The organism is Baekduia soli, from assembly GCF_007970665.1.
Classification (GTDB): Bacteria; Actinomycetota; Thermoleophilia; order Solirubrobacterales; family Solirubrobacteraceae; genus Baekduia; species Baekduia soli.
Genome location: NZ_CP042430.1, coordinates 4,551,475 through 4,572,767 on the forward strand (window position 1 = coordinate 4,551,475; position 21,293 = coordinate 4,572,767).

The 21,293-nt window shown below is 73.6% G+C and carries 17 protein-coding genes and 1 pseudogene; 8 read left to right on the plus strand and 10 right to left on the minus strand.

Annotated features, from left to right (window positions below):
- Positions 1–43: 43 nt before the first annotated feature.
- Both FSW04_RS22080 and FSW04_RS22085 read right to left on the minus strand, forming a co-directional pair.
- Entirely contained in the window at positions 44–646 is a 603-nt protein-coding gene (locus FSW04_RS22080) for a TetR/AcrR family transcriptional regulator (protein WP_146922355.1), read from the minus strand.
- Complete coding sequence (locus FSW04_RS22085; protein WP_146922356.1) at positions 643–2,025, minus strand: flavin-containing monooxygenase; 1,383 nt, start codon at positions 2,023–2,025, stop codon at positions 643–645. Before FSW04_RS22085 ends, FSW04_RS22080 begins: the two co-directional genes overlap by 4 nt.
- Before the next feature lie 84 nt (positions 2,026–2,109).
- Here FSW04_RS22085 and FSW04_RS22090 point away from each other — a divergent pair, with 84 nt between their 5' ends.
- Together FSW04_RS22090 and FSW04_RS22095 are read left to right on the plus strand one after the other, a co-directional pair.
- Complete coding sequence (locus tag FSW04_RS22090; RefSeq protein ID WP_146922357.1) at positions 2,110–4,551, plus strand: penicillin acylase family protein; 2,442 nt, start codon at positions 2,110–2,112, stop codon at positions 4,549–4,551.
- A 188-nt stretch (positions 4,552–4,739) separates the two neighbouring features.
- Entirely contained in the window at positions 4,740–6,044 is a 1,305-nt protein-coding gene (locus FSW04_RS22095; protein WP_146922358.1) for a hypothetical protein, read from the plus strand.
- Here the strand turns inward: FSW04_RS22095 and FSW04_RS22100 are convergent.
- Genes FSW04_RS22100 through gltB form a run of 3 tightly spaced genes read right to left on the minus strand, consistent with a single transcriptional unit; the run spans position 6,031 to position 13,735 of the window.
- On the minus strand, positions 6,031–7,527 hold the full coding sequence (locus FSW04_RS22100) for a flavin monoamine oxidase family protein (RefSeq protein WP_146922359.1): 1,497 nt from the start codon (positions 7,525–7,527) through the stop codon (positions 6,031–6,033). The genes FSW04_RS22095 and FSW04_RS22100 overlap by 14 nt on opposite strands.
- A gap of 50 nt (positions 7,528–7,577) precedes the next feature.
- Entirely contained in the window at positions 7,578–9,131 is a 1,554-nt protein-coding gene (locus FSW04_RS22105) for a glutamate synthase subunit beta (RefSeq protein ID WP_146922360.1), read from the minus strand.
- Between the two features lie 2 nt (positions 9,132–9,133).
- On the minus strand, positions 9,134–13,735 hold the full coding sequence (gene gltB / locus FSW04_RS22110) for a glutamate synthase large subunit (protein ID WP_146922361.1): 4,602 nt from the start codon (positions 13,733–13,735) through the stop codon (positions 9,134–9,136).
- 511 nt (positions 13,736–14,246) lie between these two features.
- On the opposite strand from gltB, the gene FSW04_RS26515 reads away from it, so the two are divergent.
- From FSW04_RS26515 to FSW04_RS27550, 5 genes and pseudogenes are all read left to right on the plus strand, one after another.
- Entirely contained in the window at positions 14,247–14,684 is a 438-nt protein-coding gene (locus FSW04_RS26515; RefSeq protein WP_187369013.1) for an ATP-binding protein, read from the plus strand.
- Positions 14,681–15,064, plus strand: a complete 384-nt coding sequence (locus tag FSW04_RS22120) for a hypothetical protein (RefSeq protein ID WP_146922363.1) — start codon at positions 14,681–14,683, stop codon at positions 15,062–15,064. Before FSW04_RS26515 ends, FSW04_RS22120 begins: the two co-directional genes overlap by 4 nt.
- Positions 15,065–15,131: 67 nt before the next feature.
- On the plus strand, positions 15,132–15,503 hold the full coding sequence (locus FSW04_RS22125) for an STAS domain-containing protein (protein WP_146922364.1): 372 nt from the start codon (positions 15,132–15,134) through the stop codon (positions 15,501–15,503).
- Between the two features lie 62 nt (positions 15,504–15,565).
- A pseudogene (locus tag FSW04_RS28200) lies at positions 15,566–15,793 on the plus strand (AlkA N-terminal domain-containing protein); the annotation flags it as partial.
- Positions 15,794–16,011: 218 nt separating this feature from the next.
- Complete coding sequence (locus tag FSW04_RS27550) at positions 16,012–16,410, plus strand: DNA glycosylase family protein (RefSeq protein ID WP_228430642.1); 399 nt, start codon at positions 16,012–16,014, stop codon at positions 16,408–16,410.
- On the opposite strand, the gene FSW04_RS22135 is transcribed toward FSW04_RS27550, so the two are convergent.
- The 4 genes from FSW04_RS22135 to FSW04_RS22150 all read right to left on the minus strand — a co-directional run bounded on the left by FSW04_RS22135 (position 16,355) and on the right by FSW04_RS22150 (position 19,743).
- Positions 16,355–17,443 carry a DNA topoisomerase IB gene (locus FSW04_RS22135; RefSeq protein WP_228430644.1) on the minus strand — a complete coding sequence of 363 codons (1,089 nt, stop codon included), beginning with the start codon at positions 17,441–17,443 and terminating at the stop codon, positions 16,355–16,357. The genes FSW04_RS27550 and FSW04_RS22135 overlap by 56 nt on opposite strands.
- A gap of 29 nt (positions 17,444–17,472) precedes the next feature.
- Positions 17,473–18,381 (minus strand): non-homologous end joining protein Ku, encoded by a 909-nt coding sequence (ku, locus tag FSW04_RS22140; RefSeq protein WP_146922365.1) that lies wholly within the window; start codon positions 18,379–18,381, stop codon positions 17,473–17,475.
- Between the two features lie 66 nt (positions 18,382–18,447).
- Positions 18,448–19,125 (minus strand): GNAT family N-acetyltransferase, encoded by a 678-nt coding sequence (locus FSW04_RS22145; RefSeq protein WP_146922366.1) that lies wholly within the window; start codon positions 19,123–19,125, stop codon positions 18,448–18,450.
- A gap of 9 nt (positions 19,126–19,134) precedes the next feature.
- Complete coding sequence (locus tag FSW04_RS22150) at positions 19,135–19,743, minus strand: type 1 glutamine amidotransferase domain-containing protein (protein ID WP_146922367.1); 609 nt, start codon at positions 19,741–19,743, stop codon at positions 19,135–19,137.
- A gap of 61 nt (positions 19,744–19,804) precedes the next feature.
- Here FSW04_RS22150 and FSW04_RS22155 point away from each other — a divergent pair, with 61 nt between their 5' ends.
- Positions 19,805–20,317: a ferritin-like domain-containing protein gene (locus FSW04_RS22155; RefSeq protein ID WP_146922368.1), complete on the plus strand. Its 513-nt coding sequence runs from the start codon at positions 19,805–19,807 to the stop codon at positions 20,315–20,317.
- 137 nt (positions 20,318–20,454) lie between these two features.
- Here the strand turns inward: FSW04_RS22155 and FSW04_RS22160 are convergent, their stop codons facing one another.
- On the minus strand, positions 20,455–21,258 hold the full coding sequence (locus FSW04_RS22160; RefSeq protein ID WP_146922369.1) for a family 1 encapsulin nanocompartment shell protein: 804 nt from the start codon (positions 21,256–21,258) through the stop codon (positions 20,455–20,457).
- Positions 21,259–21,293 lie beyond the last annotated feature (35 nt).

Sequence of the window (21,293 nt, forward strand, 5' to 3'; positions counted from 1 at the left end):
GCCCCGAAGTTGCGGTGCGGCGTCCGCCTTGCAGGACCCGGAGCTATGCGCCCGCGGCGGAGAGTCCGGCGATGAACAACGCCGAGACGAACTCCGTGGCCCGGCGGGGGTCCGGACGGTCGCTGTCGAGCATGCGTGCGCCGATCTCCAGCGCCGCGCCGACCATGGCGGCCGCCATGTACTCGACGTCGTGGGGCGGAATGAGCCCGGCGGCCACCCCGGCGGCGAGGTCCTCGGCCAGCTCCTCGGTGCCCGCGACGAGCGAGGGCTCCTGGTACATCGCGCGGATCGTGCCCGCGTTGCGCGCGAGCAGCTGGGAGGTCGCGGGATCCTCGAGCAGGAAGTCGAAGTACGCGCGGAACCCGTCGCGGACGAACGCGTCGAGCGTCGTGCCGCTGCGCCGGGCGGCCCGCACGCGCAGGCGGGCCTCCCCCGCCGACTCCTCCAGCAGCGCGACGAGCACCGAGCGCTTGTCGGGGAAGTAGTTGTAGAAGGTCCCGCTGGCCAGGTCGGTGCCGCGGACGATGTCGCGCACCGACGCCGCGCCGAAGCCGATGTCGGCGAAGACCTCGCGGGCGGCCTCGAGGATCGCGGCCCGGTTGGCCTGCTTGGTCTGCTCGCGCCGGCCCGCCGTCCGGGCGCTCACGCCGCCACCGCGGCGGCGGTGCGCGGCGCATCGGCCACGCGGTGGGGCACGGGCAGCGCGTTGCCGCGCGCCTGCGCCCGACGGGCTCCGGCCTCGCGCTCAGCGGCCAGGTCGGCGAGGTAGTCGTCGAAGTCGACCTGGATCGTGTGGCGCTTGGAGGCGACGTAGCGCCGGTGCATCGCGCGCTGGTCGGCGGCGATGTCGGCGAGCAGCTCGTCGCGGGGCGGCAGCGCGTAGGCCCCGGTGAGGTAGGCGGCCAGCCACTGGCCCTGCGCCTCGGCCAGCGGCATGATCGCGCCGAGGGGCTGCAGCAGCCCGACGAACGCCAGGTCGTCGTGGTCGGGGTGGAAGACGCGCCGGAACAGCTCGATGCGGTTGTCGGGCGCGGACATGAAGTCCACGTCAAAGAACGGGAAGGTGATCTTGTAGCCCGTGCAGTAGACGATGACGTCGACGTCCTCGTGCGTGCCGTCGGCGAACTCGACCTGACCGCCGTCGAGACGGCGGATGTTGGGCTTGGGCGTGATGCGCCCGTGCTGGATGCGGTCCAGCAGGCGGCCGGAGACCGTGGGGTGGGCCTCGCCGAAGCGGTGGTCGGGCCGCGGCAGCCCGTAGCGCGTCAGGTCGCCGGTGTGCAGGCGCACGATGCCGTGGATGACGCGCTGGCGGATCTTGAACGGGATCCGCGGGTCGTTCTTGAGCTGGTCCGAGGGGCGCCCGAAGAGGTACTTGGGGATGATCCAGGCCCCGCGGCGGGCGGCCAGGAACGTCCGGTCGGCGACGTAGCTGGCCTCGACGGCGATGTCGACGGCCGAGTTGCCCATGCCGAGCACGAGCGCGCGGCGCCCCGCGAAGATCGTGTTGTCCACGTAGGCGTGGGCGTGCATCTGGCGGCCCGTGAACGTGTCGGCGCCCTCGAAGGCGGGCTCGGGCCAGCGGGGGTTCCAGTGGTGGCCGTTGGCGACGAGCACGACGTCGTAGGACCGCGTGGTGCCGTCGGCGGTGCGAACGTCGTAGCCGCCCTGCGGCCGGCGGGCGACGTGCTGCACCGACGTCTCGAACAGGATGTGGTCGCGGAAGCCGAAGTGGTCGACGTAGTCCTCGAAGTAGGCCGCGATCTGGGCGTGGTGCGGGTAGTCGGGATAGCTCGCCGGCATCGGGAAGTCCGAGTAGGCCATGCGATCGCGCGAGGTGTTGATGTGCAGGTCGCGGTAGGCCGCCGACATGCCGTTGCGGTTGCCGAACACCCAGTTGCCGCCGACCCGGTCGGAGGCCTCGAGGCAGTCGAACGGCACGCCGTGCTCGTGCAGCGCCTTGGCGACGGCGATCCCGGAGGAGCCGGCGCCGATGAGGCAGACGGTGGGCAGCGCGGCGGGCATGGGCGCAGCGTACTGAAGATGACGCACCCGTCAAGTTTATAACGCGTCGGACACGGTGTCAGCCCCGGCGGATAGGTTGCGCTGATGTCCCGTCCCATCGCCTTGCTGGCGTGCGCGATGTCCCTCGCGCTCGTGTCCACCGCGGCTGCCGCCGACTACGCCGGCACCGCCCTCAACATCATCCCCTCCGGTCAGTACGGCAGCGTGCCGGCCCCCGCCGGAGCCGACCAGCAGGCCCAGATGTACGCAGGCCTGACGCCGCTGTACGACCAGGTCACACCCGACGACCTGACCAAGTACTACAAGTCCGAGAAGCTGACCGCCTCGGACTCCTGTCCGTGCAAGAGGGAGTCGGTCCCGCGCAAGGGCGTCTCCATCACGCGCGACCGCTTCAACGTCCCGCACATCACCGCCACCTCGCGCGACAACCTCACCTGGGCGACGGGCTGGGTGCTCGAGGAGGACCGCTCGCTCCTGCTGTCCATCGGCCGCTACCCGGCCCGCCTGGCCGCCATCGACGCGCCGAACACCGACGCCTTCGGCCTGGTCACCGGCGTCAAGCCCGTCGTGCCCTCCAAGCAGGTCGAGCGCATCATCGGCCGCCAGACCGGCGTGCTCAAGAAGACCTCCGACGGACGCGCGCTGCTGCACGACGTCGACGTCTACGTCCAGGGCATCAACGCCCGGCTGAAGGCCGAGAAGTCCAAGGAGAAGCCCTTCACGCGCATCGACATCTATGCCGTCAACGCGCTCGTCGGCCAGATCTTCGGCCAGGGCGGAGGCGACGAGGTCCGGCGGGCCGAGCTGCTCAGCGGTCTGGAGAAGCGCCTCGGCGCGGCCGACGGCCGGTCCCTGTTCAACGACCTCTCCGAGCACAACGACGCCGAGGCGCCGAACACGACCGACCGCAGCTTCCCGTTCCTGCCCGTGCCCGCCAAGGCCACCGGCAACCGGGTCGTCGACGACGGCTCGTTCGTCCCCGCCACCGGCGCCAACACGCTGGCGGGCGCCGCGCGCGCGGCGGCCGCGCGCATCCCCGGTCCCGAGCACATGTCCAACTTCCTGCTCGTGGGCGCCAACCGCTCGGCGACGGGTCACCCGATCTTCGTGGCCGGCCCGCAGATCGGCTACTTCTACCCCGGCCTGACCCTGGAGATGGACCTCAAGGCGCCGGGCTTCCAGGCCCGAGGGGCCTCCGCCCCGGGCTTCCCGGGCAACATCCTCATCGGCCGCGGCCAGGACAACGCCTGGACGCTGACCTCCGCCGGCTCGGACAACATCGACAACTACGTCGAGACCCTCTGCGGCGGCAGCACCAGGCGCTACCGCTACAAGGGCAGGTGCCGCACGATGGGCACCGTCAACGCCGGCACCGTGGCAGGCAAGGCGTTCCGCTACCGCACGACGGTCCACGGGCCGGTCATCGGCTACGCCACGAGCAACGGCGCGAAGGTCGCGATCACGCGCAAGCGCTCGAGCTACGGCCAGGACATCCTGTTCCAGCTCCCGTTCCGCGACATGACGCTCAACCGCGTGCACAACGCCAAGCAGTTCGTGAGGTCCTTCGAGAAGTCGCCGTTCACGTTCAACGCCGGCTATGCCGACGACCGTGACATCGCGTTCTACTCGGCGGGCCGGCTGCCGCTGCGCGGCGCGGGCGTCGACCCGCGGCTGCCCACCAACGGCGACGGCCGGCACGAGTGGCGCGGCTACCTGGCCGACGCCGCCCACGCCCAGGCGATCAACGCCCCCGACGGGACGCTGGTCAACTGGAACAACCGCCCCGCCGCAGGCTGGGGCGCCGCCGACGACAACTGGGAGTACGGCGCCGTCCACCGCGTGCAGATGCTCGACGCCGGTCTGGCCCGGACCGACAAGCAGACCCCGGCGACCGTCGTGTCGGCGATGAACCGGGCCGCGACGACCGACCTGCGCGTCGAGCAGGTCCTCGGCGTCGTGGAGGACGTCCTGCGCACGGGCCCGGCGCCCAGCGCCCAGGACGAGCGGATGCTGCAGCTCATCGACGCCTGGCGGGCCGCCGGCCCGGCGTGGCTGGACCGCGACGGCGACGGCAAGGTCGACGACGCCGCCGCGCCCATCGTCCAGTCGCTGTACCCGAAGATCGCCGACGCCGTGATGAGCGGGGCGCTCGGGCCGCAGAATGCCCAGTTCACGGCGCTGGTCGGCACCAACGCCGACCCGGGCTCCGACTTCACCGGAGGCCGGATGGGCTACGTGGTCAAGGACCTGCGGACGCTGCTCGGCCAGCCCGTCCGCTCGCCGTTCTCGACGCGCTTCTGCGGCGCCGGCAACCTCGACGCCTGCCGGGACGCCCTCTGGGGCGCCGTCTCGGCGGCCGGCGCCGAGCTGACCGCGGCACAGGGCACGGCGACGCCCGACGACTGGCGGATCGATGAGCCGATCATCAGGTTCCGCCCGCTGGGCACGCCGACGATCCCCTACACGAACCGCCCCTCGGGGATCCAGCAGGTCCTGAGCTTCACCGGACACCGCCCGGCGAAGTGAGCACGGGCCTGGGGCGCCGCCGCACCGGGCGGCGTCCCAGACACCGCCCGGCGAAGTGAGCGCGGGCCTGGGGCGCCGCCGCACCGGGCGGCGTCCCAGACACCGCCCGGCGAAGTGAGCGCGGGCCTGGGGCGCCGCCGCACCAGGCGGCGTCCCAGACACCGCCCGGCGTGGGATCGTTGGGGATCATGCGACGACGCCCGCTGCTCGTGTCCGTGGTGCTCACCGCCTCCGTGCTCGCGCTGCCCGCGGGCGCCCGGGCCGCGTGGGGTCCGCCGGTGGCGATCTCGCCCGCCGGCCAGGACGTGTCGGCCGCGGCGCTGGCCGTCGACGACGGCGGACGGCCCGCGGTGCTGCTCGAGGCGCGCGGGCGCGGGGCCGCGACGACGCTCAGGCTGCGGCGCGGAACCGCCCGCGGCGGGCTGACGGCGCCGGCCACGGTCACCTCCTCGCCGCACATCATCGAGTCGGCCATGCTGTTCACCGGGCGCGGCAGCGACCTCGTCGCGGGCTGGCTGGACATCGTCAACGGCGCGCGCCGGCCCGTCGTGGCCACGGGCTCGCGGCTCGCCGACCGCCAGGTCCTCGCGCCCGGCCCGCGCAGCACGCAGTTCCTCGCGCTGGCCGCTGACCGGCGCGGCGACGCCGCCGTCGCCTTCTGGCGCTACAGCGGCAACGTGTACTCCGTGTGGGCGGCCTACCGGCTCGCCGGCGGGCGCTTCGGCGCCGCCCAGCAGCTCGCCGTGGGCCGGGTGGGCAACCCCGTGGTCGCCGTCGGGCCCGGCGGCGAGGCCGTCGTGGCCTGGGGCACCCCGGAGGGCCTGCAGGTCGCCGAGCGCACGGCCGGGGCGACGGCCTTCGCCACCCCCTCCCAGCTCCCCACGGCGTCGAGCCCGCTGAGCGAGCCCGGCGTCGGGATCGCCGGCGGCCACGTCGTGCTGGCATGGGTCACCGGCACGGCCGGCGGCGGGCGCTCGCTCGTCGCCGCCGAGAGCGCCGCCGCGGGCTCGCCGCCGGCCGCCCCCGTCGCGATCGACCCCGGCGCGTCCTCCCTGCCGCCGCGCCCCGGCGCGCCGACCGTGACCGTGCAGCCCGGCCGCTCGCTGGTGGCCTGGGTGCGCGGACCGCGCGGCAGCACGGCCCGCGACACCGGCGCGCTGGCCGTCAGCACGACGCCGGGGACGTGGGGCGCGGTGCAGCGCCTCGCCGCCCCCGGCCGGGCGCACGCCGGAGCCGCCGACCTGACGGCGCCCGCCCCCGGGCGGCCGCCGATCCTCGCCCTGACCACCCAGCAGGGCGCCCGCTCGGGCGTGGCGACCGCGAACCTGCGCGCCGACGGCACCCTGGGGCCCCGGCGCGTCCCGGTCGCCGGACCGGTCCGGCCCGGCGCCCGCGTCGCCCAGGGCGGCGGACGGGCGTGGCTGGCCGCCACCCGCGAGGTCGGGACGACGCGGCACCCCTCGGGGCGCGCCCTCCTGCTCAGCGACGCCTGAGCGCCGCCGAGACCTCCGTGGCGGCGCGCTCGCCGGCGCGGACGGCGCCGTCCATGTAGCCGAGCCAGTGGTCCGCGGTCTCGGTGCCGGCGAAGTGCACGCGGCCGACGGGCTTGCGCAGCCAGGCGCCGTGCCTGGCCAGCACCGCGTCGGCGCCGCCGCCGAAATGCCCGACGGGACAGCCGCGCGTCCACGTCTCGGTCGTCCAGTCCTTCTCGATGAACTCGTCGGGCGTGCGGGCGCGCTCGTCGCCGGTGAAGCGGACGAAGTCGTCCAGGACGGCCGCACGGCGCTCGGCGGTGCCGAGCGCCGCCCACGCCGCGTGCTGCTTTCCGCCGATGAACGAGAAGAAGACGCCGGCGCTGCCGTCGGGCGGGCTGTTGTCGTAGGGCACCCGCGCGAGGCCGGTGTCGCTGACGCCCTGGCCGCTGAGCCCGGCCTCGCGCCAGAAGGGCGTGGGGTAGACGGCCTCGACCTTGGTCAGCGAGCCGGGCGTCATGGCCCTGAGCAGCGTGCGCTTGGCGGCCGGCAGGCCCGGCGCGTAGGCGATGCGGGCCGCCAGCACCGGCGGGAGGGCCACGATCGCCTGCCGGGCGTGCACGGTGATCCCGTCGGCGACGACCCGCACGCCGTCGCGGCCATCGACGATCCGGCGCACCGGCGCGCCGAGCACCACGCGCGACCCCAGCTTGGCGGCGACCTTCTCGGCGATGAGCACCGAGCCCCCGACCAGGCGGCGCTCCTGCGCCCCGCCGCCGGTGGCGATGAGCCGCGCGAAGGACCCCGGTGTGGCCCTGTCCCCCGCCGCCGCGACGTAGAGCAGGACATAGAGCAGCGAGAGGTCCTCGGGGTCGGCGCCCCAGATCGCCTCGCACACCGCGTCGACGACGGCGCGGCCGGTCGGGGTCGTCACCTTGCCGGCCAGCCACTGCGCCAGCGTCTGGCGGTCGTAGGCCGCCGCCTTGGGATGCTTCCAGGGCGCGCGGACGCCGACGGCCTTCGCAAGCTTGTCGAGCTCGATCAGGGGGGCCAGCGCGGCCAGGACATCGGGGTCGTCGGGGATCCCGACCGACGCCGGGTAGGTCGTGCGCGCGCCGCGCGCGACGAAGATGCTCGAGCCCTCGTTGTAGACCGGGAACGTCGCCACGCCCACGGCCTCGGCCAGCGCGAGGATGCGGTCCTGCGTCGGGCCGACGAACTCGCCGCCGATCTCCGTGATCGCCCGGCCGCCGGCGATCGTGGCGTTGGCCGTGCGCCCGCCGACGCGGTCGCGCGCCTCCAGGACCACCACCGACCGCCCCGTCGCGACCAGGCGTCGGGCGGCGGCCAGCCCGGAGAAGCCGGCGCCGATGACGACGACGTCCGCCCGGCGCGTCCGGCGGGCGGCGGCGAACGCGGCCGTCGGGCCGTCGAGGACCGTCAGGGCGGCGCCGGCGGCGCCGGCCTTCAGCAGTCGTCGGCGGGTGACCCGCGGGGTGCTCATCGGCCCGACCGTATCGGGCCGTCCGGGCGCGCGTCCACGCGCGCCGCGCGTCAGTCCTCGACGGTCAGGGCGCCGTCGGCGTGCGAGGGCGGGCCCTCGGGGCCGTCGTCGGCGTCGTGCACATTGCCCGCCAGCACCGGCTCGGTCTCCTGGGCGGCCAGCCCGTGCAGGTAGCGGTCGGCCATCCGCGCGGCCTGGCGGCCCTCGTTGATCGCCCAGACGATGAGCGACTGGCCGCGGCGCGCGTCGCCGGCCGCGAAGACGCCCTTGACCGACGTCGCGTAGGTCGGTGCCTTGACGTTGCCGCGCTGGTCCAGCGCGACGTCGAGCTGCTCGACGATGCCGGCGTGCTCGGGGTGCAGGAAGCCCATCGCCAGCAGGACGAAATCGGCCTGCATCTCGCCGCCGGCGCCTTCGACCGGCGCGAACGGCGGCGCCGCCTGGGCCTCGGCGTACTGCAGGGTCGTGACGTGCCCGTCCTCGCCGCCGAACGCGGTGGTGACGATGGAGAAGTCCTGCTCGCCCTTGCCGATGGCCTGGGCCTCCTCCATCGCGTAGGAGAGGCGGAACTTCTGCGGCCACAGGGGCCACGGGGTGCGGTCGTCGGGGCGGTGGGCCGGCGGCTCGGGCAGCAGCTCGAGCTGGGTGACGCTGAGGGCGCCCTCGCGCACGGAGTGCCCGACGCAGTCGGCCCCGGTGTCGCCGCCGCCGATGACGATGACGTGCTTGCCCGCGGCGGTGATCGCGCCGGGCTCGCCGCGCGGGTCGACGGTGGGCGCAGGGCCGACCTCCTGGGCGATCGCGCGGTTGCGGCCGTAGAGGTACTCCATCGCGAAGTGGATGCCCTGCAATCCGCGGCCGGGGACGTCCAGGTCGCGCGGCACGCGCGAGCCGATCGTCAGCACGACGGCGTCGAACTCGGCGCGCAGCTCGTCGGCGGTGACGTCGCGCCCGACGTCGACGCCGCAGCGCACCTCGACGCCCTCCTGGCGCAGCTGCTCCACGCGGCGCTCGACGAGCCACTTCTCGATCTTGAAGTCCGGGACGCCGAAGCGGACCAGCCCGCCGCCGGCCTCGTCGCGCTCGAAGAGCACGACGCGGTGCCCGGCGCGGCGCAGCTGCTGGGCGGCCGCCATCCCGGCGGGCCCGGCGCCGACGACCGCGGCGCTGCGGCCGGTCTCGTGGGCCGGCGGCTGCGGCACGACCCAGCCCTCGTCCCAGGCGCGGTTGATGATCGCGTTCTCGATCTGCTTGATCGTGACCGCGTCGCCCTCGCGGATCTCCAGGACGCACGCGGCCTCGCACGGTGCGGGGCACAGGCGGCCCGTGAACTCGGGGAAGTTGTTCGTCGCGTGCAGCTGGCGGATGGCGTCGGGCCAGCGCTCGCGGTAGACGAGGTCGTTCCAGTCCGGGATGAGGTTGCCCAGCGGGCAGCCGTTGTGGCAGAACGGCACGCCGCACTCCATGCAGCGCCCGCCCTGGGCCGACAGCTCCTCGTCGGTGCGCGGGACCAGGAACTCGCGGAAGTCGCCGACGCGCTCCTTGGGGTCCCGGTAGGGCACGTTGGAGCGATCGACCCTCAGGAACCCGCCGAGCTCGCCCATGCCTACTCGCCCTCTCCGGTGCGGACGTCGGGCTCGCCGACGACGTCGACGGCGACCCCGGCGAACTCCTCCGCCTTGGGGGGCTCGTGCGCGGCGCCCTGCTCGGCCAGGACGCGCTTGTAGTCGGCCGGGAAGACCTTGGCGAAGCGCCCGCGCATGGCGTCCCAGTCGTCCAGCACCCGCTGGGCCACCGGCGAGCCGGTGCGACGCAGGTGCTCCTCGACGAGCGCGCGGCACTCCGCCGCGTCGTCGTCGTCGAGCTCCTCGATCTGGTCGAGCATCGTGGGGTTGATGCGCCCGCGGAAGGCGCCGTGCTCGTCCAGGACGTAGGCGATGCCGCCGCTCATGCCGGCCGCGAAGTTGCGCCCGGTCTCGCCGAGCACGACGACGCGCCCGCCGGTCATGTACTCGCAGCCGTGGTCGCCGACGCCCTCGATGACCGCGCAGGCGCCCGAGTTGCGCACGGCGAAGCGCTCGCCGGCCTGGCCGCGGAAGAAGGCCCGGCCCGACGTGGCGCCGTACAGCACGGTGTTGCCGATGATGACGTTGTCCTCGGCCGCGAACGTCACGCCCTCGGGGGGCAGCACGGCCAGCGTGCCGCCCGACAGGCCCTTGCCGGTGTAGTCGTTGGCGTCGCCGTGCAGCGTGAAGTCGACGCCGGGCGCCAGCCAGCCGCCGAAGCTCTGGCCGGCCGATCCGGTGAAGTGCACCTCGATGCTGCCGTCAGGCAGTCCCTCGGCGCCGTGCAGCTCGGCGATGCGGCTCGAGAGCATGCCGCCGACGCAGCGGTTGACGTTGCGCACGCCGATGTCCAGGCGCACGTGCGGCTCGCCGCCCTCGACGACCGGGCGGGCGCCCTCCAGCAGCGCGTGGTCCAGCGCGTCGTCGAGCACGGGCGGCGGTGGCCCGGTCCGGTGGCGCGGCGCGGAGGCGTCGACGTCGCGCGGGAAGGTCAGCAGGTGCGTGAGGTCCAGCCCGCGCGCCTTCCAGTGGTCGATCGCCCGGTCGGCCTCCAGCAGGTCGACGCGGCCGATGAGCTCCTGCACCGTGCGGATCCCGAGCGAGGCCATGATCCCGCGCAGCTCCTCCGCGACGAAGAAGAAGAAGTTGACGACGTGCTCGGGCGTGCCCTGGAAGCGCCTGCGCAGCTCGGGGTCCTGGGTGGCGATGCCCACCGGGCAGGTGTTGAGGTGGCAGGCGCGCATCATGATGCAGCCCGTCGCGATGAGCGGGGCGGTGGCGAAGCCCATCTCGTCGGCGCCGAGCATCGCCGCGATCGCGACGTCACGACCCGTCTTGAGCTGGCCGTCGGTCTGCACGACGATCCGCGTGCGCAGGTCGTTCTTGAGCAGCGTCTGCTGGGTCTCGGCCAGGCCGATCTCCCACGGCGCGCCGGCCGAGACGATCGAGCTCAACGGCGACGCGCCGGTGCCGCCGTCGTGGCCGGCGATGACGACGTGGTCGGCGTTGGCCTTCGCGACGCCGGCGGCGACGGTGCCGACGCCCACCTCGGAGACGAGCTTGACCGAGACCTGCGCCCTGGGGTTGGCGCAGCGCAGGTCGTAGATGAGCTGCTTGAGGTCCTCGATGGAGTAGATGTCGTGGTGGGGCGGCGGCGAGATCAGGCCGACGCCCGGCGTCGTGTGGCGCACGGAGCCGATGTAGTCGTCGACCTTGTGCCCGGGCAGCTGGCCGCCCTCGCCGGGCTTGGCGCCCTGGGCCATCTTGATCTGCAGCTGATCGGCGTTGACCAGGTAGTGGATCGTGACGCCGAAGCGGCCCGAGGCGACCTGCTTGATCGCCGACCGGCGCAGGTCGCCGTTGGCGTCGCGCGTGAAGCGCCGCGGGTCCTCCCCGCCCTCGCCCGTGTTCGAGCGCCCGCCGAGGCGGTTCATCGCGATCGCGAGGTTCTCGTGGGCCTCGGTGGAGATCGACCCCAGCGACATGGCGCCGGTCGCGAAGCGCTTGGCGATCTCCTGCGCGGGCTCGACCTCGTCCAGGCCGATCGGGTCCAGGTCGGTGCGGAACTTCAGCAGCCCGCGCAGCGTGGCCTTGCGCGTGGCGTGCTCGTTGACCATCTGCGCGTACTGGTCGTACTTCTGCTGCGCGTTGGCCTGGTCGGAGATCCCATCTGCCCGGACCGCGTGCTGGAGGGCGGCGATCGTCTCCGGGTTCCACATGTGGTGCTCGCCGTCGCGGCGCCAGGCGTAGACGCCGCCGACGGGCAGCAGCTCGTCGGGGACGACCTCGGTCGAGGAGGCCACGCCGTAGCCGCGCTCGTGGCGGTCCAGCGCCTCCTGGGCCAGGACCTCCAGCCCGATGCCGCCGATCCGCGACGCGGTGCCGGTGAAGTGGCGGTCGATGAGCGCCTTCTCCAGGCCCACGGCCTCGAAGATCTGCGCGCCGCAGTAGGACTGCACCGTCGAGATCCCCATCTTGGAGATCGTCTTGAGCAGGCCCTTGCCCAGCCCCTTGACGATCCTCTCCTCGGCCTCCTCGGCCGAGGCGGCGTCGACGCGGCCCTCGGCGACCAGCGCGTCGACGGTCTCGAAGGCCACGTACGGGTTGATCGCGCTGGCACCGAACCCGATGAGCGTGGCGAAGTGGTGGACCTCGCGGGGCTCGCCGGACTCGAGCACGAGCCCGGTCTGCAGGCGCGTGCCCTCGCGCACGAGGTGGTGATGCACCGCCGCGACGGCCAGCAGCGCCGGGATCGGCGCGCGGCGCGGCCCGATGCCGCGGTCGCTGAGGATGAGCACGTTGATGCCCTGGGCGATCGCGTCGTGGGTCTCGTCGCAGATCTCGGCCAGGCGCCGGTGCAGGCCCTCCGGGCCGTCCTGCACGGGCCAGGTGATGTCGATCGTATGCGCCCCGAACCAGGGGTGGTCGAGGTTGCGCAGCGTCTCGAGCTCGCCGTTGCGCAGGATGGGCTGGCGCATGACGAGCTGGCGCGCGTGCTCGGGCGTCTCGTCGAGCAGGTTGCCCTCCGCGCCGACGCCGGTGCCCAGCGACATCACGATGGACTCGCGGATGGGGTCGATCGGCGGGTTGGTGACCTGCGCGAAGAGCTGCTTGAAGTAGCTGAACAGCAGCGGGCGCTGGTCGGAGAGCACCGCGAGCGCCATGTCGTTGCCCATGGACCCGATCGGCTCCTCGCCGGCGCGGGCCATGGGCGCCATGAGGACGCGCAGGTCCTCCTGGCTGTAGCCGAAGGCCAGCTGCAGGCGGCGCAGCGGCTCGTGCAGCTTCAGGCCCTCGCGCGGCGCGAGGTCGTCGAAGCGCACGACGTTCTCCTCGAACCAGCGGCCGTAGGGCTGCGCGGTGGCGACCTGCTCCTTGACCTCGTGGTCCTCGACGATGCGCCCGGCCTCGAGGTCGACGAGGAACAGCTTGCCCGGCGCCAGGCGGCCCAGGCGCGCGACCTCCGAGGGCTCGACGGGCAGCATGCCGGTCTCCGAGCCGAGCATGACGTAGCCGTCCTTGGTCTCCGTCCAGCGCCCGGGGCGCAGCCCGTTGCGGTCCAGCGTGGCGCCGACGACCGACCCGTTGGTGAAGCACACCGACGCCGGGCCGTCCCAGGGCTCCATCAGACAGGAGTGGAAGGCGTAGAAGCCCTTGAGATGATCGGGCAGGTCGTCCCGGTCGGCGTAGGCCTCCGGGATCATCATCATCACCGCGTGGGGCAGCGAGCGCCCGCCAAGCATGAGCAGCTCGAGGACGTTGTCGAACGTCGCGGAGTCCGAGCCACCCGGGCGCACGACGGGCAGGACCTTCTGGAGGTCCATCCCGAACAGCTCGGAGGCCAGCTGGGACTCGCGGGCGCGCATCCAGTTCGCGTTGCCCATGAGCGTGTTGATCTCGCCGTTGTGGGCGATGACGCGGAACGGGTGCGCGAGGTCCCACGACGGGAACGTGTTCGTGGAGAAGCGGCTGTGGACCAGCGCCAGGGCCGAGCGGAAGCGCTCGTCCTTGAGGTCGGGGTAGAAGTCGCGCAGCTGGTAGGAGATGAGCATCCCCTTGTACACGCAGGTACGCGAGGAGAAGCTCGGCGCGTAGAAGTCCGGCCCCGCCGAGAGCTCGACGATGCGGCGGATGACGTAGAGCTTGCGCTCGAAGGCGTCCTGGTCGTCCTCGAAGCCCGGGCCGGCGCCCACGAACAGCTGACGGATCTCGGGTCGCGACTGGTTGGCCGTGTCGCCGACATGCTCGAGGTCGAGCGGCACGTCGCGCCAGCCGAGGACCTCCTGGCCCTCGATGCGGACGTTGAGCTCGAGGAGCTGCTCCAGCTTGCGCCGCCGGCTCGCGTCGCGCGGCAGGAAGCAGAACGCCACGCCGTAGCGGCCCTTGGCCGGCAGCTCGAAGTCGACGACCGCGCGGAAGAACGCGTCGGGGATCTGGACGAGGATGCCGGCGCCGTCGCCCGTCTTGACGTCGGCCCCCTCGGCCCCGCGGTGCTCGAGGTTGTCGAGCGCCGTCAGCGCCCGCTGGACCACGCCGTGATCGGGCTGGTTGTCCAGCCGCGCGATCATCGCGACGCCGCAGGCGTCGTGCTCGTAGCGGGGGTCGTAGAGGCCGTCGGCCTGGGGCAGTGCTGAGATCGTCATGAGTGTCCCGTGGCGGCCCGGGGGCACGGGCTCGGGTGGTGCCCGTGGTCGCCGGTGGCGCGGGCTCCCAAGCCTTTGGAGGAGTCGGCAGAGTAGCAAGCGGCCGTTGGCATGGACAGGCGTACGCGATCACGTACAGCCCCGGCGCAGCCCCCGGGAACGGGCGCAGGACCCCAGGGTTTCGGTCTGCGCGCAGACGCTCGCGGACCCCCCGGGCCGGGTTCCTGTTTGCCGCCCGCCGGCCAGGGGATGCACTCCTCGCGGGATCGATGCTCCCGCTTCACGTCGCGTCACGGAATGCGCCGGACCTGCCTCGGTGCGATGCGATGACCTCCCCCACACGCGTCGAGCCATCCACCGGTGGCTCGACGTGGTTAACGGCCTCGTGCGGCCACCGTCCGTCCGCCGCAGGACGTTCTATGCTGCGCCGGATCGCGCGGACGGTTGCGATTCGCGACTAGGACGGGGACGGGGCGGGCATATGGCAGCCGATGACGATCCCGGGGCCGGGATGCCCCGGCATGACCCTGACCAGGAGCTCCTGACGCCCGACTTCGAGTTGACCCTGCCGGCCCGCGCCGAGAACGTGGCGGTCGTCCGGCATGCCTTCGGGGGCCTCGGAGACGCCCTCGACGTGCCCGACCACGCCCTGGCCGACGTCAAGCTGGCCGTCACCGAGGCCTGCACGAACGTCGTCGTCCACGCCTATCCCGACGGTGAGGGCTCGATGGCGGTCTCCGCCGGCCTGCGCGACGGCGCGCTGACCGTGATCGTCGCCGACGAGGGCCGCGGCATCCTGCCGCGTCCCGACAGCCCGGGCCTCGGCCTCGGCCTGCCGCTCATCGCGACCCTGGCGTCCTCGCTGGAGCTCGGCACCAACGATCGGGAGGAGACCGAGGTGCGCATGACCTTCGAGCTCGACCGCCGCCCGGAGGGCGACCCCGCGTGAGCCCCACCGCGGCCGCGTCCAACGAGGCGACGGTCACCGTGCGGCGCCCCGAGCTGCTGGGACCGGTCCTCGGACGGGTCGTCGGGATGCTCGCCGCCCGCGCCCACTGCCCCATCGACCGCCTCGACGACGCCCTGCTGCTCACCGATGCCGTCGCGGCCCACGCCCCCGACCACACCGCCGACGGGCGGGTCACCGTCCACGTGGTCGCCGAGCCCGAGGGGCTGTCGCTCAGCGTCGGCCCCCTGCCGCCCGCGGGCGCCCAGGCCCTCATCGCCGCCGCCACCCTGCCGGGGATCGGCAACGTCTTCCAGCGCGTCGCCGACGACGTCCAGGCCGAAGGATCCGAGCTGCACCTGCGGCTCACGTTCGCAGGATGAGCCCGCCGCGGCGCCTGCCCGCCGCCGGGACCGCCCCCGGCGTGCGTTCGTCACACTAGGAGGACCGATGCCACCCGAATTCGCACTGACCCAGGACGCCGTCGACGACGCCACGCAGGTCGTGGCCGTCCGCGGCGAGATCGACCTGTTCACCGCCCCCGAGCTCAAGGCCGCGCTGGGCGAGGCCATCGAGGGCGGCAAGACCCGCGTCGTCGTCGACCTCGAGGAGACGACCTTCCTGGACTCGACCGCGCTCGGCGTGCTGATCGGCACCGTCAAGCGCCTGCGCTCGCGCGACGGCCGGCTGACGATCGTCAACGTCGACCAGAACATCGCCAAGACGTTCGAGATCACCGGCCTGGACCAGATCTTCACGATCCGCGCCAGCCGCGACGAGGCCGTGTCGGCACTCGACGAGGAAGAGGCGCCGGCGTCCTAGACGTCACGGAGCTGCCGCGGCGCGACCCGTTCGACGCGGCGGCGCTGCTGGGGTGGCTGGCGGTGCGCGCGGTGCCCGGCGTCGAGGAGGTCGACGGGACCACGTACCGCCGCAGCCTCGGGCTCGACCACGGCGACGGGATCGTCGAGCTCGTGCTCGACGGAGGGCCGGTGACGGCCCGCCTGTGGCTCGACGACGCCCGCGACCGCGGCGCGGCGCTGGCGCGCTGCCGCCGGCTGCTGGACCTCGACCAGGACCCCGCCGCGGTGACCGCGGCGCTCGGGACCGACGTGGTCCTGGGCCCCTGCCGCGCCGCCCACCCGGGGCTGCGCTGCCCCGGCTCGGTCGACGGCGCCGAGACCGCGGTGCGCGCCGTCCTCGGCCAGCAGGTCTCGCTCGCCGCCGCGCGCACGCTCGCGGCCCGGCTGGTCGCCGCGGCCGGGCGCCCGCTGCGCGCGCCGCGCGGCACGATCACCCACCGCTTCGTCACCCCGCCGAGCTCGCGGCCGTGGACCCCGCGACGCTGGCCATGCCCCGGACCCGCCGGCAGGCCCTGGCCGGGCTGGCGGGCGCCCTGGCCGGAGACGGAGCGCCCGTCCTGGAGCCCGGCGCCGACCGCGACGCCACCCGCGCGGCGCTGCTGGCCCTGCCGGGCATCGGGCCGTGGACGGCCGACTACGTCCTCATGCGCGCCCTCGGCGACCCCGACGTCCTGCTGGCCGGCGACCTCGGCGTGCGCCAGGCGCTCGCCCGGCTGGGCGCCGAGCCGGCGCCCACCGCCTGGGCGCCGTGGCGATCCTACGCCACGCAGCACCTCTGGCAGCTGCTCGCCGACGTCGCGGCGGCCGGCCTCACGCCGCCAGCGGCGCGGCGGGCTCGGCCAGCGCGGGCGAGTCCTCGCCCGTGAGCAGCTGCAGCACCGCGAGCTCGACGTCGCCCTGGATCGCCGTGCCGTCGCCGGCCTCGGCCAGGTCGGGCAGGACGCCGGCGATCGTGATGCCGTCCTGGTAGCGCTCGAACGTGCGGGGGTCGATGTAGGAGGCGCGGGCCACCGCGGGCGTGTTGCCCAGGTAGTGGGCGACCTCCTTGACGACCCGGGCCATCGCGCGCTTGCGCGCCGTCTTGGTGTCGGGCACCGGGCTGACCGCCAGGCCCAGCGCGGCGAGCACGGTGGCCCCCCAGGTGCGGAAGTCCTTGGCCGAGACGTCGGCGCCCGTGGCGTCCTTGAGGTAGGCGTTGATGTCGGGCGAGCGGATGTCGACCCAGCGTCCGCGCGGTGGGCTGCTGCGGTAGGCCAGCAGCTCGTCGCCGCCGCCGCGACGGCGCTTGAGCGTGCAGATGTCGTCGGCCAGCGCCGGATCCACGACGGCCTGCACGCGGCGCTTGTTGTGCTTGGCCGGGTAGTCGAAGAGCAGGACGCCGTCGCGCACCCGTACGTGGCGCTTCTTCATCGTGGCCAGCCCGTAGGTCTCGTTCGTGACGGCGTAGTCCTCGGAGCCGATCCGGAAGAACCCGCGGTCCAGCAGGCGGACGCCGAGCGCGAGGACGTGGTCGCGGCCCAGATCCCCGCGGGCCAGGTCGTCCTGCACGCGCTTGCGCAGCGCGGGCAGGACGCGCGCGAAGGCGATCATGTCGTCGAACTTGGCCTGGTCGCGGCGCAGGCGCCAGCGCTGGTGGTACAGGTACTGCTTGCGGCCCTTCTGGTCGATGCCCGTCGCCTGGATGTGGCCGCCGGGGTACGGGCAGATCCAGACGTCCTCCCAGGCCGGGGGGATGACGAGCTCGGTGATGCGCTGCAGGACCTCGGGTTCCTGCACCCGCTCGCCGTCGGGATCCAGGATCGAGAAGCCGCGCCCACGGCGCACGCGCCGCAGCCCGGGCCCCGAGCAGTCCACCCTGCGCAGGCGGATGGGGGGCGGGGCCTTGGCGGTGGCAGGCACCCCGCGGACATACCCGCGGGGCGCCGCGTTCAGCGCTTGGCCTTGGGCTTGGCGCGCGAGGCGGGCGCCTTGGCCTTCGGCGCGGCGCCGGAGCCGGACCCGCCGGTGGTGGTGCGCCGACGCTTGGGCTTGGGCTTGGCGTCGCCGCCGCCGCTGCGCTCGCGCACGGCGTCGAGGCTGGCCTTCAGGGCGGACATGAGGTCGGGCACCGGCGTGGCCTCCTCGGTCTCGGGCTGCACGGCGATCTCCTCGCCGGCGGCCTTCTTCTCGATCATGTCCAGGACGGCCTGGCGGTAGGTGTCGGAGTACTTCTCGGGCTCGAAGTCGCCGGCCAGGGAGTCGACGAGCTGCTTGGCGATGTCGATCTCGCGCTCGGACATCTCGACGTCGTCGGCGTCGGGGACGCCGTCGATCGTCCCCGGGTCGACGACCTCGTCGGCGAAGAGCATCGTCGCCATGCCGAGCACGTCGCCCATCGGCCGCACGGCGACCAGGCTCTCCTTGGAGCGGATGACGACCTTGGCGATCGCGACCTTGTTGGTCTCGCGCATCGCCTCCAGCAGCAGCCGATAGGGCTTGGCGCCCCCGGGCCCGGGCGCCAGGTAGTACGGGTGGTCGTAGAAGATCGGGTCGATGTCGTCGAGGTCGACGAAGTCCTCGATGTCGATGGTCTTGGTCTTCTTGGGCTCGACGGACTCGAGCTCGGCCGGGTCGATGACGACGTAGCGGTCCGGGCTGAGCTCGAAGCCCTTGACGAGGTCCTCGTAGGCGACCTCGTCGCCGGTGGACGCGTCGACGCGTCGTTGCTGGATCCGCGAGCCCGTCTTCTGGTTGAGCTGGTGGAAGCGGACGGTCTTGCGGTTGACGGCGCTGTAGAGCTTGACGGGCACGGTGACGAGCCCGAAGCTGATCGCGCCGGTCCAGATCGAACGGGGCATGGACCGCCTAGTGTGCCCGACCGGACCCCGTGCGCACACCCCACGCAGGGGTTCTTGCGTCCGGCCTCAGGTGCGCAGCGCCGCCAGCGACGCGCGCTGGCGGCCCCGGGCGTCGAAGTTGGCGGGGTCCAGCCACGCCTCCAGCGCGGCCTTCACCGCCGGCCAGTCGCCGTCGACGATCGCGAACCACGCCGTGTCGCGGTTGCGGCCCTTGACGATCATGTGCTGGCGGAACGTGCCCTCGTAGGTGAACCCCAGCCGCAGCGCGGCGGCGCGCGAACGGGCGTTGGCGGCGTCGCACTTCCACTCCAGCCGCCGGTGGCCGAGGTCGTCGAACGCGTGGCGGGCGAGCAGGGCGATGGCCTCCGTCGCCTGCGGGGTGCGCTGCAGCGCCGCGCCGAACCAGACGTTGCCGATCTCGATGCAGCCGTTGGCGCAGTCGACGCGCATGAGGCTCACGACGCCCCCGGCGCGCCCGGTCACGCGGTCGACCACGGCGTAGAAGCGCGGGTCCTCGCCGTCCTCGCGCTCCCGGGCCCACGCCGCCAGGGCCGCGGCATCGGGGAACGGCCCGTAGGCCATGTGGTCCCACAGGTGCGGGTCGGCGTCACGGCCGTGGGCGGCGGCGAACAGGTCGGCGGCGTGGCGCGCGGCCTGCAGCGGCTGCAGCTCCACGCGCCGACCCGTCAGCGCCTCGGGGCCCGGAGCGCCGGCGGCGGTCCAGGTCGCGAGGCGGTCGTCCACGCGACGATCCTAGGTCGTCGCGCGGTCCTTCTCGAACCGGGCGCCGCCGCCGCCGCGCCTCTGGCCCTCGTGGCGGCCCTCGGCGAACTCCTCGAGCATCTTGGCGTTGAACGCCTCGAGGTCGTCGGGCTTGCGGCTGGTCACGAGGCCCTGGTCGACGACGACCTCCTCGTCGACCCACGTCGCGCCCGCGTTGCGAAGGTCGGTCTGCAGCGACGGCCATGAGGTCAGCGTCCGCCCGCGCACGACGTCGGCCTCGATGAGCGTCCAGGGGGCGTGGCAGATCGCCGCGACGGGCTTGCCCGCGTCGAAGAAGCCACGGACCAACGCGACGGCGCCGGCGTCGGTGCGCAGCGCGTCGGGGTTGGCGACGCCGCCCGGCAGCATGAGCGCGTCGTAGTCGGAGGCCGAGACGTCCGATGCGGCCTTGTCGGCGGTGAACGTGTCGGCCTTGTCGAGGTGGTCGAAGGCCTGGACCTCGCCGGCCTCGGTGGAGACGAGGTGGACCGTCGCCCCGGCCTCCTCGAGGGCCCTGCGGGGCTCGACGAGCTCGACCTGCTCGATGCCCTCGGTGGCCACGAGGATCGCCACCGTCCTGCCTGCCAGCGTCTGCGCCATGATGTGCCGCCTCCTGGGTCGGGTGTCTGGTGCGTGGGGTGCTCTGGGTAGTGCTCACCACATGGCCACCACACGAAACGCGAGCCAGGGGATCCTGGCCGACGACAAGACCGCCGAGCGCGAGCGGATCGTCGACATGCTCAAGAAGGCGTACTGGATGGAGATCGAGACGGTGATGTCCTACATCGCCAACTCGGTCAACCCCGACGGTGTCCGGGCGCAGGAGATCATCGAGTCGCTCAACGCCGACATCCAGGAGGAGCTCGGCCACGCGCAGCAGTTCGCCGCCCGCATCAAGGAGCTCTATGGGGTCGTCCCGGGCTCCCTGGAGTTCTCCGCCGAGCAGGACTACCTCCAGCCGCCCGAGCAGCAGACCGACGTCGTGCACGTCATCAAGGGCGTCATCGAGGCCGAGACCGGGGCCATCGAGCACTACAACGCGATCATCGAGGCGACGGAGGGCACCGACCCCGTCACGAACGACATGGTCATCGCGATCCTGCGTGACGAGGAGGGCCACCGCCGGCTCTTCGAGGGCTACCTGCGGGAGTACGAGGCCGAGGGTCTCGCCTAGGTCGCCGCGGACTCGGCGTCGGGGGTCCCGGCGTCGTTCGCGGGCAGCGCTGCCGCGGCACCCGGGCGGCCGGACGGAGGCTGCGAGCCCCCGGAGTGACACGAGCGCCCACGGCGGAGAACGACCGCAGCGCAGCCTCAGCGCACGATCGCCACCGCCGCCTCCGGGCTCGCCACCCGGAAGGAGAACGTCTCCTCCAGGTACAGCGACACGGCCTCGGCGTCGTGGCCCGCATAGCCCACCGCGAGGTCCTGGCCGCACTCGAACAGGAAGTCGCCGCCGCGCTGGCTGACGACCACCCCGCCCTGCACGCCCGGCGCCCACACGATGGGGCCGCCCAGGATCTCGCGCAGGTGGTCGAGCAGCAGGTGGCCACCGAGCTCGGCGGTCTCGATGACGCGGGTGTACTCCTCGCGGCCCAGCGCGAGGCCGTACGGGCCCGCCACGCCGTCGCGCAGCAGCGTCTCCACCGCGCGGGCCACGAAGCCCGGGTAGCGGTCGATGTCGTCGCCGCAGGGCACCGCCGCGTGCGGCGACGCGGGGATGATGCCCTCGATCCCCGCCTGGGGCCAGCCGTGGAAGACCGCCGTGTTCTCGGCGACGACCATCCGCTGCGCGGCGTCGTCCAGCGCGTCGAAGTCGACGTCCTGGGCGCCGCGGTCGCCGGCGCGCAGCTCCTCCTGGCCGACCGTGAACGGCGCCCGCAGCTCGACGAGCGCGAGCACGCGCCGGCGATGGCCCTCGACCTCGCCGAGCGGGCTGACGTCGAGCGGCTCGATGCGGCCGAGGTTCGTCGCCGAGTGCTCCCAGCCCAGCGGGCCGGCGAAGTCGACCAGGCGGCGAGCGGCCAGCCCGGGCGTGAGGCGGTCGCGCGCCTCCTCGTCGATGCGTGCCCAGCCCTCGTCGGTGATCGGCGCATGCCCGCGCAGGAGGTGGCTCACAGCCCTGCCCCCCTCAGGCTGCCGATGCCCAGGGA

What these genes read in the sequence shown, in the direction of transcription:
- FSW04_RS26515 (WP_187369013.1), top strand. Translation starts at nt 14,247, where the DNA reads ATGCCCCGGCATGACCCTGACCAGGAGCTCCTGACGCCCGACTTCGAG.
- FSW04_RS22095 (WP_146922358.1), top strand. Translation starts at nt 4,740, where the DNA reads ATGCGACGACGCCCGCTGCTCGTGTCCGTGGTGCTCACCGCCTCCGTG.
- ku (WP_146922365.1), bottom strand. Translation starts at nt 18,381, where the DNA reads ATGCCCCGTTCGATCTGGACCGGCGCGATCAGCTTCGGGCTCGTCACC.
- FSW04_RS22150 (WP_146922367.1), bottom strand. Translation starts at nt 19,743, where the DNA reads ATGGCGCAGACGCTGGCAGGCAGGACGGTGGCGATCCTCGTGGCCACC.
- FSW04_RS22090 (WP_146922357.1), top strand. Translation starts at nt 2,110, where the DNA reads ATGTCCCGTCCCATCGCCTTGCTGGCGTGCGCGATGTCCCTCGCGCTC.
- FSW04_RS22085 (WP_146922356.1), bottom strand. Translation starts at nt 2,025, where the DNA reads ATGCCCGCCGCGCTGCCCACCGTCTGCCTCATCGGCGCCGGCTCCTCC.
- FSW04_RS22100 (WP_146922359.1), bottom strand. Translation starts at nt 7,527, where the DNA reads ATGAGCACCCCGCGGGTCACCCGCCGACGACTGCTGAAGGCCGGCGCC.
- FSW04_RS22105 (WP_146922360.1), bottom strand. Translation starts at nt 9,131, where the DNA reads ATGGGCGAGCTCGGCGGGTTCCTGAGGGTCGATCGCTCCAACGTGCCC.
- gltB (WP_146922361.1), bottom strand. Translation starts at nt 13,735, where the DNA reads ATGACGATCTCAGCACTGCCCCAGGCCGACGGCCTCTACGACCCCCGC.
- FSW04_RS22125 (WP_146922364.1), top strand. Translation starts at nt 15,132, where the DNA reads ATGCCACCCGAATTCGCACTGACCCAGGACGCCGTCGACGACGCCACG.
- FSW04_RS22155 (WP_146922368.1), top strand. Translation starts at nt 19,805, where the DNA reads ATGGCCACCACACGAAACGCGAGCCAGGGGATCCTGGCCGACGACAAG.